Annotated in this window: 17 protein-coding genes and 1 tRNA gene; 9 read left to right on the forward strand and 9 right to left on the reverse strand. The window is 69.6% G+C overall.

The genetic code is table 11. The annotated features are described in order from the left end of the window. Positions 1-192 precede the first annotated feature (192 nt). Together HOW07_RS04590 and HOW07_RS04595 are read left to right on the forward strand one after the other, a co-directional pair. Positions 193-1935 carry an ATP-binding protein gene (locus HOW07_RS04590; RefSeq protein ID WP_175116208.1) on the forward strand — a complete coding sequence of 581 codons (1743 nt, stop codon included), beginning with the start codon at positions 193-195 and terminating at the stop codon, positions 1933-1935. Further along, the gene (locus HOW07_RS04595) at positions 1932-2603 is read left to right on the forward strand and encodes a response regulator (protein ID WP_121289787.1); all 672 of its coding nucleotides are present in this window, start codon (positions 1932-1934) and stop codon (positions 2601-2603) included. Before HOW07_RS04590 ends, HOW07_RS04595 begins: the two co-directional genes overlap by 4 nt. A 216-nt stretch (positions 2604-2819) precedes the next feature. Here HOW07_RS04595 and HOW07_RS04600 read toward each other — a convergent pair whose 3' ends face one another. From HOW07_RS04600 to HOW07_RS04625, 6 genes are all read right to left on the reverse strand, one after another. Continuing rightward, complete coding sequence (locus tag HOW07_RS04600; RefSeq protein WP_121289785.1) at positions 2820-3473, reverse strand: ScbR family autoregulator-binding transcription factor; 654 nt, start codon at positions 3471-3473, stop codon at positions 2820-2822. Positions 3474-3655: 182 nt separating this feature from the next. Beyond that, positions 3656-4498: a LysR family transcriptional regulator gene (locus HOW07_RS04605; RefSeq protein WP_064296553.1), complete on the reverse strand. Its 843-nt coding sequence runs from the start codon at positions 4496-4498 to the stop codon at positions 3656-3658. 78 nt (positions 4499-4576) lie between these two features. Next, a tRNA-Arg gene (locus HOW07_RS04610) sits at positions 4577-4648 on the reverse strand. A 25-nt stretch (positions 4649-4673) separates the two neighbouring features. Beyond that, positions 4674-5171, reverse strand: coding sequence for an HNH endonuclease (locus HOW07_RS04615; RefSeq protein ID WP_175116209.1), 498 nt, complete (start codon positions 5169-5171; stop codon positions 4674-4676). A gap of 427 nt (positions 5172-5598) precedes the next feature. After that, positions 5599-6768 carry a CHAP domain-containing protein gene (locus tag HOW07_RS04620; RefSeq protein ID WP_158596534.1) on the reverse strand — a complete coding sequence of 390 codons (1170 nt, stop codon included), beginning with the start codon at positions 6766-6768 and terminating at the stop codon, positions 5599-5601. Positions 6769-7017: 249 nt separating this feature from the next. Further along, on the reverse strand, positions 7018-7719 hold the full coding sequence (locus HOW07_RS04625) for a metal-dependent transcriptional regulator (RefSeq protein ID WP_079001918.1): 702 nt from the start codon (positions 7717-7719) through the stop codon (positions 7018-7020). Positions 7720-7862: 143 nt separating this feature from the next. Here HOW07_RS04625 and serC point away from each other — a divergent pair, with 143 nt between their 5' ends. Next, complete coding sequence (gene serC, locus HOW07_RS04630; protein ID WP_071261172.1) at positions 7863-8975, forward strand: phosphoserine transaminase; 1113 nt, start codon at positions 7863-7865, stop codon at positions 8973-8975. Between the two features lie 86 nt (positions 8976-9061). On the opposite strand, the gene HOW07_RS04635 is transcribed toward serC, so the two are convergent. Next, the gene (locus HOW07_RS04635) at positions 9062-9769 is read right to left on the reverse strand and encodes a DUF3027 domain-containing protein (RefSeq protein WP_175116210.1); all 708 of its coding nucleotides are present in this window, start codon (positions 9767-9769) and stop codon (positions 9062-9064) included. Next, positions 9762-10145, reverse strand: a complete 384-nt coding sequence (locus HOW07_RS04640) for a cold-shock protein (RefSeq protein ID WP_064296559.1) — start codon at positions 10143-10145, stop codon at positions 9762-9764. The genes HOW07_RS04635 and HOW07_RS04640 overlap by 8 nt, the downstream gene beginning before the upstream one ends. A gap of 135 nt (positions 10146-10280) precedes the next feature. Between HOW07_RS04640 and HOW07_RS04645 the strand changes: the two genes are divergently transcribed. The 6 genes from HOW07_RS04645 (at position 10281) to HOW07_RS04670 (ending at position 16947) form a co-directional block, all read left to right on the forward strand. After that, complete coding sequence (locus HOW07_RS04645) at positions 10281-10556, forward strand: multidrug ABC transporter ATPase (protein ID WP_175116211.1); 276 nt, start codon at positions 10281-10283, stop codon at positions 10554-10556. Between the two features lie 5 nt (positions 10557-10561). Then, the gene (locus HOW07_RS04650) at positions 10562-12397 is read left to right on the forward strand and encodes a helicase-associated domain-containing protein (RefSeq protein WP_175116212.1); all 1836 of its coding nucleotides are present in this window, start codon (positions 10562-10564) and stop codon (positions 12395-12397) included. A 51-nt stretch (positions 12398-12448) separates the two neighbouring features. Further along, a complete protein-coding gene (locus tag HOW07_RS04655; protein WP_121289777.1) occupies positions 12449-14092 on the forward strand; it encodes a DNA repair helicase XPB in 1644 nt (547 codons plus the stop codon). 46 nt (positions 14093-14138) lie between these two features. Continuing rightward, on the forward strand, positions 14139-14828 hold the full coding sequence (locus tag HOW07_RS04660; protein ID WP_056007716.1) for a response regulator transcription factor: 690 nt from the start codon (positions 14139-14141) through the stop codon (positions 14826-14828). Positions 14829-14838: 10 nt separating this feature from the next. After that, positions 14839-16503, forward strand: coding sequence for a HAMP domain-containing sensor histidine kinase (locus tag HOW07_RS04665; protein WP_071261178.1), 1665 nt, complete (start codon positions 14839-14841; stop codon positions 16501-16503). 153 nt (positions 16504-16656) lie between these two features. Next, positions 16657-16947 carry a WXG100 family type VII secretion target gene (locus HOW07_RS04670; protein ID WP_064296564.1) on the forward strand — a complete coding sequence of 97 codons (291 nt, stop codon included), beginning with the start codon at positions 16657-16659 and terminating at the stop codon, positions 16945-16947. 70 nt (positions 16948-17017) lie between these two features. Here the strand turns inward: HOW07_RS04670 and HOW07_RS04675 are convergent, their stop codons facing one another. Continuing rightward, positions 17018-17686: a hypothetical protein gene (locus HOW07_RS04675; RefSeq protein ID WP_175116213.1), complete on the reverse strand. Its 669-nt coding sequence runs from the start codon at positions 17684-17686 to the stop codon at positions 17018-17020. Positions 17687-17779: the final 93 nt, after the last annotated feature.

Raw genomic sequence — 17779 nt, forward strand, 5'->3', positions numbered from 1 at the left:
GACGGGACGCCACGCGGCGACACGGGCGATGGACCGAGCGCGGCGGGCGTTCCCGGAACCGTACGGGAGTGGCACGGAGCTGTCTCGCTTGTGGGCGTTCGGCTCGGATCTGCGGGTTACACCGCCTTCTGCGCATTCTGCTCATAACGCGGTCGACGCCGCCCATCGCCCCGGCGACGTACGATCGGAGCCATGATCGGCGAGGAAGCGGAGCTGCCAGGTCGGCGACGGGGCGGGCGCTCCAGCTTCGCGGCGCAGGTGCTGGTGCTGCAGCTGGTCGTCGTCATCGCGGTCGTCGCCGTGTGCACGGGCGTGTTCGCCTGGATGAGCAGCGAGCGCCTCGTGCACGAAGCCCAGTCCACCGCGCTCGCGATCGCCCAGAGCGTCGCGAGCGATCCCGACGTCCGGACCGCCGTGACGCTCGAGGCACGTACCCCGGGGACGCCGACGGCGGCCGACCTCGGGACCGGTCCCCTGCAGGAGCTCGGCACGGAGGTCGGCATACGGACCGGGGCGCTCTTCGTCGTCATCACCGACGAGCGCGGGATCCGTCTGGCGCACCCCGACCCCGACCAGCTCGGGCTCCGGGTGAGCACCAGTGCGGAGGCGGCCCTGGCCGGGACGGAGTCGGTCTCGTGGGAGACCGGCACCCTCGGCCCGTCCGCCCGCGCCAAGGTGCCCGTCTTCGCCGCCGAGTCCTCCGACACCGGTGGGGCCGTGGTCTCGTCCGGCGCCGGCGAGGTCGTCGGCGAGATCAGCGTCGGGTTCGCCCCGCAGCGCGTGTTCGCCGACGTCGTGGGCGAGACCATGCTGGTCGCGGGCGCAGCGCTGCTCGCGCTGACGATCGGTCTGATCGCTTCGATGCTCATCCGGCGGCGGCTGCGGCGGCTGACCCTGGGCCTCGGACCGGAGGAACTCGCCGCGCTCGTGCAGAACCAGGCTGCGGTCCTCGGCGGGGTCGGCGAAGGCGTCCTCGGTGTCTCGCCGGACGGCGACGTGACGGTGTGCACCGAGCAGGCGGCCAGGCTCCTCGACATCGGGTCGGTCATCGGGCGTCGGTTCGACGACCTCGACCTGCCCGAGCGACTGGTGGACCTCGTCGCGGACGACGCCGCGAGGCCGACCTCGGCCCAGCTCGTCGTCGGGTCCCGCGTCCTCTTCGTCGACGTCCGGCCCGTGTCCCGGGACGGCGTCGACCTCGGGCGAGTGGTCGTCGTCCGCGACCGCACCGACGTCGAGGCGCTCACCCGGCGGCTCGACGCGGTCGCGACGATGACGACCGCCCTCCGCGCGCAGCGGCACGAGTTCGCGAACCGGTTGCACGCGATCTCCGGCCTCCTCGAGACCGGGCAGGACGCCGAGGCACGCGAGTATCTCGCCAACGTGCTCGACCACGGACCGCTGAAGTACCCGGTCCAGCACGCTGACCGCCTCACCGAGCCCTACCTCCAGGCCTTCCTCGGTGCGAAGGGGGTCGAAGCCGCGGAACGCGGGGTACTCGTCACCATCGGCTCCGAGACCCTCGTCACCGGCTCCCTGTGCGATCCTGAGGACGTGACCACCGTCCTCGGCAACCTGCTCGACAATGCGGTGAACGCGGCCGTCGCGGGCCGGGTCCGACCGGCCTGGGTGGAGGTCGAGGTCCTCGACCACGGCACCGAGCTGCACTGCTCCGTGATGGACTCAGGTGACGGCGTCGCGGCGACCGGCCAGGACGACGCGCCAACCGCCGCCCCGACCATCGGCCTTGGTGACCCGGACGACGTCCACGGCCACGGGTTCGGTCTGCCGCTCTCGCGCGACATCGCGCGTCGTCGAGGAGGCGACGTCTGGTTGGCGTCCCCCGGCGTCCGCGGCGAACATGGAGCGGTCTTCTGCGCACGGCTCCCCGGGACGGTCGATCCGGCGCCGTCCCTGGCGGGAGAGGGACGATGACGGCCGATCTCACCGTGCTGGTCGTCGACGACGACTTCCACGTCGCCCGCCTGCACTGCCGGATCGTCGACGAGGTCGACGGCTTCCGCGCGCTCAGTCCTGTCGGGTCGGCCGCCGAGGCCGCGCGGAGCATCGCCACCGAGCCGCCCGACCTCGTGCTCCTCGACGGCTACCTTCCCGATCGGAACGGGCTCGAGCTCCTGGTGGACCTCCCGATCGACACCATCGTCGTCTCCGCAGCATCGGACGGAGCGTCCGTGCGCAGAGCGCTTCGTGCGGGAGCCCTCGGCTACCTGGTGAAACCGTTCGCGCCGCAGGTCCTCCAGGACCGACTCGCCGCATACGCCCGGTTCCGGAACGTCCTCGGCGAGGCGGTGAACGCCGACCAGGAGACGATCGAGCGCGCTCTGCGCATCCTGCACTCCGGTGACGCCGGGGCGACGACCCGGTCGAGGTCCGCCACGGAGACGGCCGTCCTCGAAGCGGTGTCGGAGGCGGACGGCGAGCGCTCGGCCGCCGAGGTGGCCGAGCTGGTCGGCGTCTCACGCGCGACGGCGCAACGGTATCTCTCCGCGCTGGCCGCCCGAGGTCTCCTGACGACGCAGCTGCGGTACGGGACCACGGGGCGTCCAGAGCACCGGTACGCGCCGCCAAGCGTCAGCCGCTGAGGCGTCCACACGCCGTCGGCTGGGCGATCCCCCCACGACATCGCCCAGCCCGGCACGTGAACCAACTCTTCGCCGATGGAACGCGGAATGCCCCCGCACACCGTGATCCATCCGTCGTCGCACGACGATCAGCAAAGTGAGTTAATCACCCGATTCAGTTTAGGGTGACCTCACGGCGCGTGCGTCAGGGCTACCCCCTAACGTGCACCCGACCGCTCAGGCGTCCTGCGTATCGAAGGCGGCGTCGAGGACGGCGAGCACCTCGGCCTGCCGGTCCGCGACGATGACCGCCGCGATGAGGATCCGCCACATGGTGTCGACCGCGTTGAGGAGGTCGGTCCGACCGGCCAGCAGGTTCGAGACGAGCTGGGTCCCCGTGAAGAACGCGACGAAGGACCTCGCCAGTTCCGCCGGCTCGAGCGGAGACTGCAACTCACCGAGCTCGATCGAGGCCCGCACCCGCTCCTCGACGCTCGCGATCCACTGCTCGTGGAACGCGGTCGTCGGAGCCTGGATGACGCCCTGCTCGAGGGACAGCCGCAGGCCGGCGCGGGTGATGGGATCGGTGAGCAGCTGCTCGGTGATGGCGCGGGAGGCCTGGACCAGCCCGCCGAAGGGCGAGGGCGCGGTGGTCGGCGCGGTCAGCGCAGCGATCGAGCGCGTGCTCTGCTCGTTGATGACGGCGATCGCCAGTTCCTCTTTCGAGGGGAAGTAGAAGTACAGCGAGCCCTGCGTCGTCCCCGCCTCACGGGCGATGTCCGACAGGCTCGCCTGTCCGTAGCCGACCCGGTCGAACATGCGCGCGGCACCTTCGACGACGGTCTGGCGTCGTTCATGACCTCGTTGCTGCTGTGGTCGTCGTTCGGGCATGTGCGTATCCTGCTTCTGTCATCCCCCGATTCAGGGATAAGCGTACCCACTCCGAGCTGAGAACACGGTGTCGAACGCGGCAGAAATCCGGAACAAGTCGACCGACTTGATCGGGAGAAGATCCCGGTCGCGTCGCAAAAGGGCGCGTGGAGGGTGTCATCGCCGACCGGCCCCGAGCGGACTCACTCGCGTCGTGTGACCAGGGCGAACCGCTCGCGGAGCTCAGGCGCGTCGGCGAACGGCCGCCAGCACAGGCCGTCGCCCTCCCGCATCGCGGCCACCGGACGGAGGGCGACGAGTCGCTCACCGAAGCGCAGGGCGTCGAGGAACAGCGTGTCGTTCCCCGCGTCGATCGTCAGGGAGCGCGGGTACCAGCCGCGCGCCGCGAGCGCGCCGGCCAGCCAGGCCGAGTACGCCGGGTCCTTTCCGGGCTCGGGACGAAGCAGCTCCTGGTCGGCGAGATCGGACCACTCGATGACGTCCTTCGCCGACAGCGGGTGCGCCGCTCGCATGACGACCCCGAGCGGGAGTGCGGCGATCTCCTCGGCGGCGAGCTCGTCCGGCAGCTCGATCGGCAGGCGCACGATGGTGGCGTCGAGACGACCGGTGGTGACGAGGTGCAGCTGCTCGACCGGCTCGATCGTGACCGCGATCGCCGGGACGTCGATGCGGCGACCGGCCTCGGAGACGACCGCGTCCCACGTCGTCGGCGGACGGCCGACCCGGATGTGCCGCGCCGGTGACGCTGGGTCCATGTCGGCGACCACGTCGATGAAGGTGCGGACCTTGAGCAGGAAGCGCTGCCCCTCGCGCGTCGGGCGGTACTCCTCCCCCAGGACGCTGAACAGCTCGACCCCGAGCGCTGCCTCGAGCCGCCGCAGCTGCTGCGCGAGGCTCGGCTGTGCGACCCCGAGAAGGTTCGCCGCGGCGCCGAGCGTCCGAGCATCCGCGACGACCACGGCCGACCGCAGCTGACGAAGAGTGATGGCGTCGCGTTCGAGTTGGCGGTGGAGGTCGTGCGTCATGCTTCGAGCCTACGGCGTGCTCGCAGCCCTACCCGACATGCGAAGCCGTGCTCGCCTGGACGGCCGCACCTCGGACAGTGCCCCTGGAGGGACTCGAACCCCCAACCCTTTCCTTAGGACGGAACTGCTCTTCCATTGAGCTACAGAGGCTGACCCGTCGAGTGTAGCCGGTCGCTCAGGCGGCAGGCGCCAGGTACTGCTCCCAGTCGGGCTCCGAGCGCTCGACGCCCCGCACCATCCACTGCGAGCCGTGCGGCGTCCGCGGCGAGACCCGGAGGCTCCAGTTCATCTCCACCGGCGTGCGATCGCCCTTCACGTTGTTGCAGCGCAGGCAGCAGGCCACGAGGTTCTCCCAACTGTCCACACCCCCGCGCGAGCGCGGCTGCACGTGGTCGATCGTCGTCGCCGCCTTCCCGCAGTAGGCGCAGCGGTGGCCGTCGCGGCGCAGCACGCCGCGGCGGGTCACGGGCACCCGGCGGGCGTTCGGGATCCGGACGTATCTGGTGAGCAGGATGACCGACGGCCGATCGAACGATCCACTCGTCGCCACCACGGGATGCGAGGAGTCGATCTCGACGACGGTCGCCTTGTGATGCATCACGAGCACGAGGGCCCGCTTGAACGAGACGATCGCGAGCGGCTCATAGCCCGCGTTCAACACCAGTGTGCGCATGCACGTTCCCTTCCGAAGGGCCACGACGGCTGCCGCGACCGGTCGACGATCATCACCTGCTGCGTCCCTGACGCGGCGGATCGAGTCGTTTCCGGGGAACAAAAAAGGGCACTGTCATGACGACAGCACCCTCTTGACCCACGGCGGAGCCACGGCACGCTTGGCTGGAATGCCGCAGCACGTAGAGGCCGCGACCATTCGCGACCACGTGGCGACGTATAGCGTGCATCAGCTCCTGAACCTCTCCGAGTTGCAGAGCACCAGATTAACCCACACCGACCGGATTTCCGCACGTTGCAGGAGAATTCCCCTCCGCGCCACCTCGGCTTCGGACGACGGACACCGCTCGGTCGCGAACGGTCACCGCGTACGACGACGAATCGCGTCCCTCCGACGGAGGGACGCGATCCAGGTCGAGCGGGTCGGATCAGCCGACGCCCGGCGGGTAGAGGTAGAGCGCCACGGCGCTGGCCGCGATGGTGCGCGTGTTGTAGCTGTGCCGTGCGGATCCCCAGTTGTACTCCTCCAGGGTGACCGTCCCGTCGGCGTTGACCGACTGCACATAGGCGACGTGGTTGTAGTTGAACCAGGCGACGGAGCCGGCGATGGCGTTGGTCCCCTTGTTGTACTGCCACGAGTCGGCCCAGCCGTAGGCGCTGCTCGGCGGCAGGCCGTTGCCCCAGGTGAAGGCCCAGTTCCCACTCGGCGTACCCGCGTCGCGGTTGAGTCGCCAGGCGACGAAGTCCACGCATTCGCGGTAGTAGTACCGCAGCGGCGAGAGCCCGCCGCCCTCGTCGTCGGTCGCCTGGTCGAACCAGGGGTAGTCGTCGCCGGCCTGACGTGCGCCCACGGTGATCGAGTAGGTGGCGTTGCTGGCAGCTGCAGCGGCGTCGAGCTGCCGCTGGCGCTCGGCGAGCTCGTCCGGCGTCGTCGCGCTGTAGAGGTCGCGGGAGATCGGTGCGTCGGCCACCTTGTCGGAAGCGACGACGCTCTGGGCACCGGAGGCCTTCAGCTGCTCCGAGGCGGACGTCCCGTACTCGGTCTGCGCACTGCTACTCGCCGCATAGGCAGGGAGGGCGACGGTGGCGACCAGTGCCGGCACGAGGAAGGCCATGGTGGCGACGCCGCGGACGGAGCCGGGTCGGGCTCCGGACGGCTTCGGCTTGCGCACGGCGACCGTCGACGCGGACGGTTTGACCGGGGGCTTGTTGCGGGCGACGCGATCCGCACCGGTGCGGAGCGGAGCGACGGTCGCGAGCGAGGCGTCGGTGGCGGACGTCACGGTGAAGGACTGCGGGGCCGTCGGCTCCGGTGCGGCGGGCTTCGTCAGCGGCCGCTGGTCGACACGGACCTCACCGGTCGTGACGGCGGCGTCGACCTCCTCGACCACGGCATCGTCGAGGACGATCTCGGGGTGGTCGACGGGTGCGTCCGGAGCGACCTCGGTGACGAGCGCGTCGTCTGCTTCCGTCTGGGACGGGGTGGTCGCCTCCGCCTGCTTCGCGGCCTGCTCCTGGAGTCGGAGCTGCTTCCGGGTGAGGGGGACGTTCGGGGTCGTCTCGGCCTGGTCGGGGCCGCTCTCGCCAGCTGCAGTCAAGTGGATTCCTCCGGCACCCCGCATGAGCGACGACGATCGCGGTCGTGCGATCGGCATGGCGCAGCCCCATCCGACGATTGATGTCGGTTCGTGTGGCCGAGGGACGGGCTAGGGGGTGCCTCGGTCGTCTTCCTTGAGCCAGATCATGGCCTTCAGGACGAGTGACAGCCTACGGGTTACCCCTCAGAAAGTCACGTTTCGATCACGGGAAAACGGGCACATGAGGGAATCCTCATACGCGTCTCATGCTCACGCGGCAGGGGTCTCCACGAAGATGTGCGTCGCGAGCTCGTTGGGCAGCTCGAGGCCGCCCTCGACACCGTCGATGGTGACGAGCACGTAGCCGCCCGCTGCCGCGAAGGTTCCCGCGCGACCCGGCATGACGCCGGCCTGCTTGAGCTGCAGGAGCAGCTCGGGGTCGACCTGCGCCGGTTCGCCGAGACGTCGGACCGTCGCCGTGACCGGCTCGGTGCGTCCTTCGACGAGACCCACGATGTTGATGACGCCCTGCGAGAAGGCGACGGCGGGGCTGTCGCCGAACTCGTCGAGTCCCGGGATCGGGGTGCCGTACGGCGACTCGGTGGGGTGGTTGAGCATGTCGAGGAGCTTGCGCTCGACCTGCTCACTCATGACGTGTTCCCAGCGACAGGCTTCCTCGTGGACGAACTCCCACTCCAGGCCGATGACGTCGCTCAGGAGGCGCTCCGCCAGGCGGTGCTTCCGCATGACGTGGACAGCCTTGCGACGACCCGGTTCGGTGAGCTCGAGGTGCCGGTCCCCCGACACGACGACGAGTCCGTCGCGCTCCATCCGCCCGACCGTCTGCGAGACCGTCGGTCCGGAGTGCCCGAGGCGCTCGGAGATCCGCGCACGAAGCGGGATGATGTTCTCCTCCTCGAGCTCCAGAATGGTGCGGAGATACATCTCTGTGGTGTCAATCAAATCGGTCATCGACGCCCTCCCTGCCCGATTGCACGTTCCCGGTAAGCCTAGTGCGCGGCGGCGACGTTCCCGCGCCAAGCCACTCCGCCCCGGGTGGACGCATCCGGCTGCGTGGCACGACGCCATGAGGCCCCCGCCTCTAGAATCGCCGTATGCCGGAGATCACGATTCCCACGTCCCTTCTGCCCGCCGATGGTCGATTCGGCTGCGGCCCCTCCAAGATCCGACCCGAGCAGATCGCAGCGCTCTCCGAGGCCGGCCTGTCCCTGCTCGGCACCTCCCACCGACAGGCTCCCGTCAAGCAGCTCGTCGGCCGTGTCCGCGCCGGCCTGGCCGAGCTGTTCCGCGCTCCCGAGGGCTACGAGATCATCGTCGGCAACGGCGGCTCGACCGCGTTCTGGGATGCCGCCGCCTTCGGCCTCATCGAGCAGCGCAGCCAGAACCTCGTCTTCGGTGAGTTCGGCGGCAAGTTCGCCAAGGCGGCCGGCGCCCCGTGGCTCACCGCCCCGGACGTCCGCGAGGTGCCGGGTGGATCCCGCATCGATCCCGAGGTGGTCGAGGGCGTCGACGTGTACGCCTGGCCGCACAACGAGACCTCGACCGGTGTCATGGCCCCGGTGCGACGCGTATCCGGCGACGCCGGTGCACTCACGGTGATCGACGCGACGAGTGCCGCCGGTGGTGTGGACTTCGACGCGAGCCAGGCGGACGTCTACTACTTCGCACCGCAGAAGAACTTCGCATCCGACGGCGGCCTGTGGTTCGCCCTCTGCTCCCCCGCAGCGATCGAGCGCATCGAACGGATCGCCGCCAGCGGGCGTTACATCCCGGAGTTCCTGAGCCTGAAGAACGCGGTCGACAACTCCCGGCTCGAGCAGACGCTCAACACGCCTGCCTTGTCGACGCTCGTGCTCCTCGAGGAACAGATCTCGTGGATCAACGGCAACGGCGGCCTCGCCTGGGCGTCGGCACGGACGGCCGAATCCTCAGGCGCCCTGTACGAGTGGGCCGAGCGCACCTCCTACACGACGCCGTTCGTGACGGACCCCGACCACCGCTCGCAGGTCGTCGTCACGATCGACTTCGACGACGCCATCGACGCGGCGCTGGTCGCGAAGACCCTGCGGGCGAACGGCATCGTCGACACCGAGCCCTACCGCAAGCTCGGTCGCAACCAGCTGCGCGTCGCGACCTTCACGGCGATCGACCCCGCAGACGTCCGTCAGCTCATCGCGAGCATCGAACACGTCGTCGGGGCGCTCTGATCCGCCTCCCCCGCTGAACGCCGAACGGGCGGTCGAATCCTCTCGAGGTCCGGCCGCCCGTTCGTCTGTCGCGTGGTGCGCGAGTGCTACTCGTCCTCGAACCGGTCGTCGTCTTCGTCGGAGTCGTCTTCCTCGTCGGAATCGTCCTCGTCGTCCTCATCGGAGTCGTCGTCGTCCGATTCATCGTCGTCGTCGTCGGAGTCGTCCGACGCCGCATCGACGTCGTCCTCGTCGTACTCGAGCTCGATGCCGTCGCGGTCCCGGTCGCGGGGATCCCCGGACAGCGCGACGTCGTCGTCGAACTCGTCAGTGTCATCAGCGTCGTCGAGCGCGTCGTCAGCCGCGGCAGCGGCCGCGGCCTCCTGCGCGGCGCGGTAGTCCGCGAGGCGCTCCGACCACGGCACCCACTGCGGAGCCAGCAACGCGCCGTCACCGGGCATCAGCTCCGTCTCGAGCACGTTGGGCGCGGCGTCGTCGGCGGTCCGCGAGAGCGTCACCGTCCAGAACCATCCCGGGTAGCCGGCCATCGTGTTCGCGAACAGCAACGAGACGACGTGATCGTCGACCACGACATGCCCGGCCGGCTCACCCACCGTGCTCGCGGGCGTGATCTCCTGCAGCGCTTCACGCGCGAGCTCGACGGCCGCGATCAGCGTCTCGTCCGGCACGGGTGCCGGGGTCGGCTCGCCGTCGGCGCCGTCGTCCGAGCGGTGCTCGTCCGACGTTGGTCGGGCGTCCGCGTCGGCCGTGACGTCGCGATCCTCGGCCGGTGTCTCCTGGCCCGCGTCAGGCATCCAGCTCGTCCGCGACCTTGCGCAGCACGGCAGCGATCTTCTTGCTGTGGCTGCTGTTCGGGTACTTGCCGCGGCGCAGGTCGCCACCGATGCCGTCGAGGAGCTTCACGAGGTCCTCGACGATGATCGCCATGTCGTCGGCCGGCTTGCGCTTCAGCTTGACGAGGCTGGGCGGAGCCTCGAGGACGCGCACGGACAGCGCCTGGGCGCCGCGCTTGCCGTCGGCGATGCCGAACTCGAGCCGCGTCCCCGGCTTCACGCCGGCCGTGCCCGCGGGCAGTGCGGAAGCGTGCAGGAAGACCTCCTGGCCGTCATCGGAGCTGATGAAGCCGAAGCCCTTCTCCTCGTCGTAGAACTTGACCTTGCCGGTGGGCATGGGAACCTCGCTGTGTGTCGTGCGCAGAAATGCAGCGCCGTGCGGTGATCGCGCAGGACGCGCGATCGAGAGGACCATCGGTCCTCGGCCCCCAGCCTATTCGGTGCAGCAGCCGCGTGCCTCTATCCTGGGAGCGTGACTGATGAGCAGACGCCGAGCATCTCGCGGCCCGAACGGATCCTGGCCTACATGGTCGTGACGATCGTCGCCGTGTCGATCGCCGCGTTCGTCGCGGTGATGGTCGGCACCGCCACCGGCCTCGAGCAGGCCGACTTCGCCGTCGGCGCCTGGCCGGTCGTGACGATCCTGCCGCTCGTCGGACTCCCGATCGCCTTCCTGATGCTGATCACGCTCATCATCGTGGGTGCCGTTCGACGGTCCCGCGAGTCCCGCGGTCAGTCGCCGCGCTGACGACCATGGGCGAGGCCTTCGCGATCGCGCGCCGCCTCCGGGAGCTCCCGGACGACGCGCTCCGCAGGCTGACGCCCGACCGCAGGGCCTCCTCAGCCCGCATCGCGGACTTCTTCGACTTCGCCGAAGCACTGTTGGACGAGGCGAGCGTCGCCCGCCGGATGGCGCTGCTCGACCGGGACGCCCTCGCCGTCCTCGCCGCCTCGCTGGACGGGACGGAGCGCCAGTCGCTCGCGACCACGCTCGGACGCGACGAGTCGGAGGTGGATGCCGCCCTGGAGCGGCTGCAGCAGGACATCCTGGTGCTGGACGACGGTGCCGGTCCGATCAGGCCGGTGAACGCGGTGGCCGCGGTGTTCGAGGAGTGGACGGCGAGCGGCAAGCCCGGCCGTGCCGAACTCCAGCTTCCGGTCGAGCCGCCGACATCCCCCGTGACCCGACCATCACCCGACACGGACGCCCTCGCGAGCGAGCGTGCGGCCGGCGCCGTCGGCATCGTCGGCGAGAGCCTCCACGAACTCGACCGCGAGCCCGCCCGTCTGCTCGGCCGTGGGGCCCCGTCCATGCCCGACCTCAAACGGCTCGCAGCGGCGGCGGCGAGCACACCCGAACAGATCGAGCTCGCCCTGTCCGTGGCGTCGGCTGCCGGGCTCACGGACGCGATCGGCTCCGCCATCCGCTTGAGCGAGGTCGGTGAGGCCTGGCTGGCGTCGGCCACGGCGGAACGCTGGCTCCGTCTCGCGACGGCGTGGCGCGACGCGATCCCTGCCACGGTCCGCGACCACATCCTGACGGCATACCGACGCGGTTCCGTCGATCTGGTCGAGGAGCTCAGCTGGTGGTACCCGTTGGCGGAGGATGCCGTCGTGGCACCGACGCGAGCGGTCGACGCCGTCGCCGAGCTGCTCGGGATCACCGTCGACGGGGCGACCAGCGGGTTCGGACGGCTGCTCGTCGACGACCACGCGGCCGACGCGGCCTCGGCGCTCGCGTCCATGCTCCCCGCCGAGGTGTCGCAGGTCGTCCTCCAGGACGACCTGACGGTCATCGCGCTCGGTCCCCCGACGGCGGAACTCGACGTCCGACTCCGGGCCCTCGCGGAACCGGAGGGGCGCGCCCAGGCGTCGAGGTACCGCATCACGACCGCGAGCGTCACCCGGGCCCTCGCCGACGGGGACACGGCCGAGGACCTGCTCGCGTACCTCGAGTCGATCTCCCTGACCGGCGTCCCCCAACCCCTGCGGTACCTCGTGTCCGAGGCCGCATCCCGATTCGGCCTCGTCCGCGTCGGGACGATCCGCGCGTCAGCCGACGCCTCGGCCGATCCTGGACGCAGCAGCTACATCCGCTCCGATGACGCCGGCCTGATCGCGGCGATCTCGGTCGACCAGAGCCTCGTGGCGCTCGGTCTCCGGCCGAGCGACGAGCACCGGCTCACCAGCCGGATCGAGGCGGCGACGGTCTACTGGGCCCTCCACGACGCGCGCTACCCGGTGGTCGCGGAGGACGACGACGGCGCCCCGCTCCGGATCCGCCGGCAGCCGGTCATGCGTGCCGCGGTCTCCGCTCCGGCCGCCTCGACGGAACCGGACCTGGTGTCGCGGCTCCGCGCCGACGACCGCGGGGACACCAGCTCCGCGTGGTTGTCCAAGCAGCTGGAGATCGCCGTCCGCGACCACACGCCGGTCACCGTGCAGCTGCAGCACGGCGAGCGCCGATCCACGTTCACGATCGAGCCGGTGAGTCTCGCCGGTGGTCGTCTGCGCGGTCTGGACCGGTCGGCCGACGTCGAACGCACCCTGCCGCTCGCGATGATCACCGAGGTCCGGATCGCCGGCTGAGCGCCCGCTCAAGGGGGCTGCGCACCGGATCCGCCGGTAGACTCGACCGTTATGTCTGATGGACCACTGATCGTCCAAAGCGACCGCACCGTGCTGCTCGAGGTCGCCCACCCGCTCGCCGAGGACGCCCGCCACGATCTCTCGGTGTTCGCCGAGCTCGAGCGTGCGCCGGAGCACATCCACACCTACCGGATCACCCGTCTCGGACTCTGGAACGCGCGGGCCGCCGGGCACGATGCCGACCAGATGATCGAGACGCTGGAGCGGTACTCGAAGTTCTCCATCCCCGCGTCCGTGACGATCGACATGCGCGAGACCGTCAACCGCTACGGACGGCTCGTGATCGAGCGCTCCGAGGAGGGTGAGCTCGTCCTCCGCTCGACGGACCTCCCGATCCTGACCGAGGTGGCCGGCGCCAAGAAGATCGCGCCACTGCTCATCGGGCATCCGACGCCGGACACCTTCCTCGTCGAGCCGTGGGCACGCGGCGCGCTCAAACAGGAACTCGTGAAGCTGGGCTGGCCCGCCGAAGACCTCGCCGGATACACGGCCGGCACGCCGCACCGGATCGACCTGGTCGAGGACGGCTGGCACCTCCGCGACTATCAGCAGCAGGCGGTCGACAACTTCTTCTCCGGCGGTTCCGGCGTCGTGGTGCTCCCCTGCGGTGCGGGCAAGACCCTGGTCGGCGCCGGAGCGATGGCGACGGCGTCCACCAACACCCTCATCCTCGTCACGAACACGGTGTCGGCGCGGCAGTGGCGCGACGAGTTGTTGAAGCGCACCTCCCTCACCGCCGAGGAGATCGGCGAGTACTCGGGGCAGGTAAAGGAGGTCAAACCGGTCACGATCGCGACCTACCAGATCCTCACGGCCAAGCGGAAGGGTGAGTACGCGCACCTCGCGCTGCTCGACGCCATGGACTGGGGCCTCGTGGTGTACGACGAGGTGCACCTGCTCCCGGCCCCAGTCTTCAAGCTCACCGCCGAGCTGCAGGCGCGGCGTCGCCTCGGCCTGACGGCGACGCTCATCCGCGAGGACGGTCGCGAGGGCGACGTCTTCTCGCTCATCGGCCCGAAGCGGTTCGACGCCCCGTGGAAGGAGATCGAGGCGCAGGGCTTCATCTCCCCTGCTGCGTGCTTCGAGGTACGCGTCGACCTGCCCCAGGCCGACCGACTCACCTATGCCGCATCGGCCGACGACGAGCGGTACCGCCTCGCCGCGACCGCCCCGGCGAAGCTCGACGTCGTCCGGCAGCTCGTCGAACGGCACCGCGGCGAGCAGATCCTCGTCATCGGACAGTACCTCGATCAGATCGAGGAGCTCGCCGAGACGCTGGGAGCCCCGCAGTTGACGGGGGCGACGCCGGTCGACGAGCGCGAACGGCTCTACCAGGCCTTCCGCGACGGCACCGAGCAGGTGCTCGTCGTCTCCAAGGTCGCGAACTTCTCGGTCGACCTGCCCGAAGCGACCGTCGCCATCCAGGTGTCGGGGTCGTTCGGTTCACGGCAGGAGGAGGCGCAGCGTCTCGGCCGCCTGCTGCGCCCGAAGTCCACGGGTCTCACCGCGAGCTTCTACACCCTCGTGTCGCGCGACACCGTCGATCAGGAGTTCGCACAGAACCGGCAGCGCTTCCTCGCCGAGCAGGGCTACAGCTACACGATCCTCGACGCCCACGCCCTCCAGAACGCGTGAATCCGGCTCTCAGAAAAGTCTCAAGAAACGTGCAGATAATGGTGTCATGACCGGACCCCGCATCCTCATCGTCGACGACGAACCGAACATCCGCGACCTCCTCACCACGAGCCTGCGATTCGCCGGCTTCGCCGTCCGTGCCGTGGGCAACGGCGCAGCCGCCATCTCGGCGGTCCTCGAGGAGGAGCCAGACCTCATCATCCTCGACGTGATGCTGCCGGACATGAACGGCTTCGGCGTCACCAAGCGCCTCCGCAGCGCCGGTTACACGGCGCCGATCCTCTTCCTCACCGCGAAGGACGACACCGAGGACAAGATCACGGGCCTGACGGTCGGCGGCGACGACTACGTCACCAAGCCGTTCAGCCTCGACGAGATCGTGGCACGCATCAAGGCCATCCTCCGCCGGACGATGCAGGCCGACGAGGACGCGGTGATCCGCACCGGCGAGCTGACGATGGACCAGGACACCCACGAGGTCCTCGTCGGTGACACCCCCATCGACCTCAGCCCGACCGAGTTCAAGCTCCTCCGCTACCTCATGCTCAACCCGAACCGCGTCCTGTCGAAGGCGCAGATCCTCGACCACGTCTGGGAGTACGACTTCAACGGCGACGCCGGCATCGTCGAGAGCTACATCTCCTACCTGCGCCGGAAGCTCGACCAGTTCTCCAGCGAGCCGCTCATCCAGACCAAGCGCGGATTCGGTTACATGCTCAAGGCCGGAAAGGCGTAGCACCCACCCGATGGCCGATTCCCTGTCCACCTGGTGGAGCAGCGTCTCACTCCGGACGAAGATCACCGGGGTGACGGTGCTCGTCCTCGCCTTCGGTCTGCTCGTCGCGGGCATGGGGACGACCCCGCTCCTCAAGGAGGTCCTCACCCAGCAGGCGAACGACAGTCTGGTCACTGCCGCCAAGGGCAAGATCGTCGGTGAGATCTCCGAGGACGGTCAGCTCCAGCTCGACGCCCCCTCGACGCTGTTCGTCGCCGTGTACGACACGAACGGCGAACTCCGGGCCTCCTCCGGCTGGGACGACAGCATCGCTCCCGAGCACCCGGCGCACCTCAGCGCGAACGACGTCGCCGCGAGCGGGACCCAGATCTACACGACCACCAACGCGAGCGGCACGATCGTGTACCACGCGGTGTCCGTCCCGGTCACCCTCGACGGGTTCCGCACGGGAGCGGCATGGGTCGCCATCTCGATGCAGGGCACCGACAACACGATCGCGACCTACCTCACGATCTTCTTCGTCCTCGGCGTGCTCATCATCGTGGTCGGAGCACTCCTCACCCGGTGGTTGGTGACCGGCACCTTCGAACCGCTCCGCCAGGTGGAACGGACGGCCGCCGCGTTCGCCGACGGCGACTTCAGCCAGCGACTCGCGGGCTCAACGCCGAACACCGAGGTGGGGCGACTCAGCCGATCGCTCAACACGATGCTCGCGCGCATCGACCGCGCGTACTCCGATCGTGGGAAGACCATCGAGCAGATGCGGAACTTCGTCGGCGATGCGAGCCACGAGCTGCGCACCCCGCTGGTCTCCGTCCGCGGCTACGCCGAGCTCTACCGGATGGGCGCCCTCCAGACGCCGCAGGACGTGGCACAAGCCATGGAGCGCATCGAGAAGGAGGCCATCCGCATGGGTGCGCTCGTCGAGGACCTCCTCCAGCTCGCCCGCCTCGATGAGACGCGACCGCTGAACGTCGCCCCCGTCGACCTGCTCCCGATCGCACGCGACGCCGCTCTCGACACCACCGCACAGGCCCCCGGGCGCACGGTGCAGGTCGTCCGCGACGAACGCATGGTGCGAGCGGCCGACGACGACGCCGCCCAGGCGACGAGCGAGTCCCCGGCCGCTGCCGAGGCACCAGCCCAGACGGGCTCGACCGGACCGATCTTCGGCGCGACGTTCAACCGCTTCCGGCGTCGGCCGAAGCCCTCCGGCGACGCCACCACGCCCGACACGAAGCCCATCGCCGAACCACTGACCCTGGCCGTGCCACCGATCGTCCTCGGCGAGGAGAACAAGATCCGGCAGGTCGTCACGAACCTCATCGGAAACGCCCTGCGCTTCACGCCCGCCGACAGTCCGATCGAGCTCGCGGTCGGCACGGACGCCCGCGCCGGGACCGCCAGCATCGCCATCGTCGACCACGGCGAGGGTATCCCGCCACAGATCCGCGAGAAGATCTTCCAGCGCTTCTGGCGTGCCGACAGTTCGCGGACCCGCGAGACGGGCGGCAGCGGCCTCGGACTGGCCATCGTCGCCTCCATCGTCGCGGCGCACGGTGGCACGGTCGACGTCACCGAGACCCCCGGCGGCGGCGCGACGTTCCGCGTCATCCTGCCGCTCGCACCGTCAGCGGCCACGAGCCCCATCGTCATCGCGGGCCCTCCGGCCTGACCCGCCGGCGGGCTGGCTCGACCCTCCTCCACAGGCTCCGGTTTGCGCCGGACCGTGCGTCTGAGGACTCCATCACCGGCTCCGAGCTGCGGTGTGCACCTACCGTCTCGGTAGCGGCGATGACAGGCATCGCCCGGACGAACGGAGTTCCCGATGGCCACTTTCCAGGTCGACAGCGACGCGGTCGAACGCGCTTCCACGGCGGCACGCGTCACGATCGAGCAGATCCAGAACGAAGTAGCCCGCCTGCACACGCAGCTGGCGGCACTCGACGGCCAATGGACCGGCGCGGCGGCGGCCGCATTCCACGGTGTCGTCGAGCGCTGGAGAGGCACCCAGCGTCAGGTCGAGGAGAACCTCGGCGAGATCAGTCGAGCACTCGCTGTCGCGGGTACACAGTACGCCGAGATCGAGCGGGCGAACGCCAGCATGTTCAGCGGGTGAGCGGCTGACCGCCGACGCGGTTCACGGACCTGCGTCGGCGGGCTCCCGCGACCTCCGGCGACGGTGCGGCTCAACGGCCGCTCAGGACCCCGGCCGCGGCAGCCTGAGCATAAGCCGTCGCTTGTGCGCCGAGCTCGGAGACCCCGTAAACCGGATCGGCCGAGCTCTCGTTACTGACATCGATGCGCAGCCAATGACCGTCGACCGTGAGGTGGACGCTGCACGACGAGAAGATCTCCGTCCGGCACTGCAGGAAGGCGTCGCGCGATCCCAAGCCGTCGAGCGCCAGGAAGCTGATGTCCGCACCGTCCTTCATCCGCGTCTCGACCAACTGCTCATAGGCCCACTGTCCACGGGGCAGGGCGGTGAGCAATCCGCGAGCCGAATCGCTGTCAGGGAGCCCGAAGATACAGTCCGGGACGCCCAAATCGTCGGCGGCCCCTCGACTGGCCGAACCGCCCTTCTTCGGCGCCGACGTGTACACCAGTTGCTGGCCGAGGAGGTCACTCATCGTCGCCTCGGGCACGAAGCCCTCGCACTCGGTCGGCAAGACAGCTGGCCCGGCCGTCGTGTCGCCCCAGTCGAAACGTGGCGCACTCGCCGTCGGCTCCAATGCGGTCCTGATCGATTCGACGAACGGCATGACCGCGGTCAGCGCCGCTTCGTCGGACTCGGCGACATTGTCGGCCGGGCCGTCGATGAGGACCTCCACCCAGCTGTCGCCGACGAGGAACTGCATACTGCACACATCGAGCACACGTCCGTCACCGGTGAAGCAGGAGAGCGGCGTGGAGTTCTCCCAGGGGCCGGGCTCGCCCGACGTCCAACCTTC

This window comes from Plantibacter sp. MCCC 1A11337, assembly GCF_013349365.1.
GTDB lineage: Bacteria > Actinomycetota > Actinomycetes > Actinomycetales > Microbacteriaceae > Plantibacter > Plantibacter flavus_A.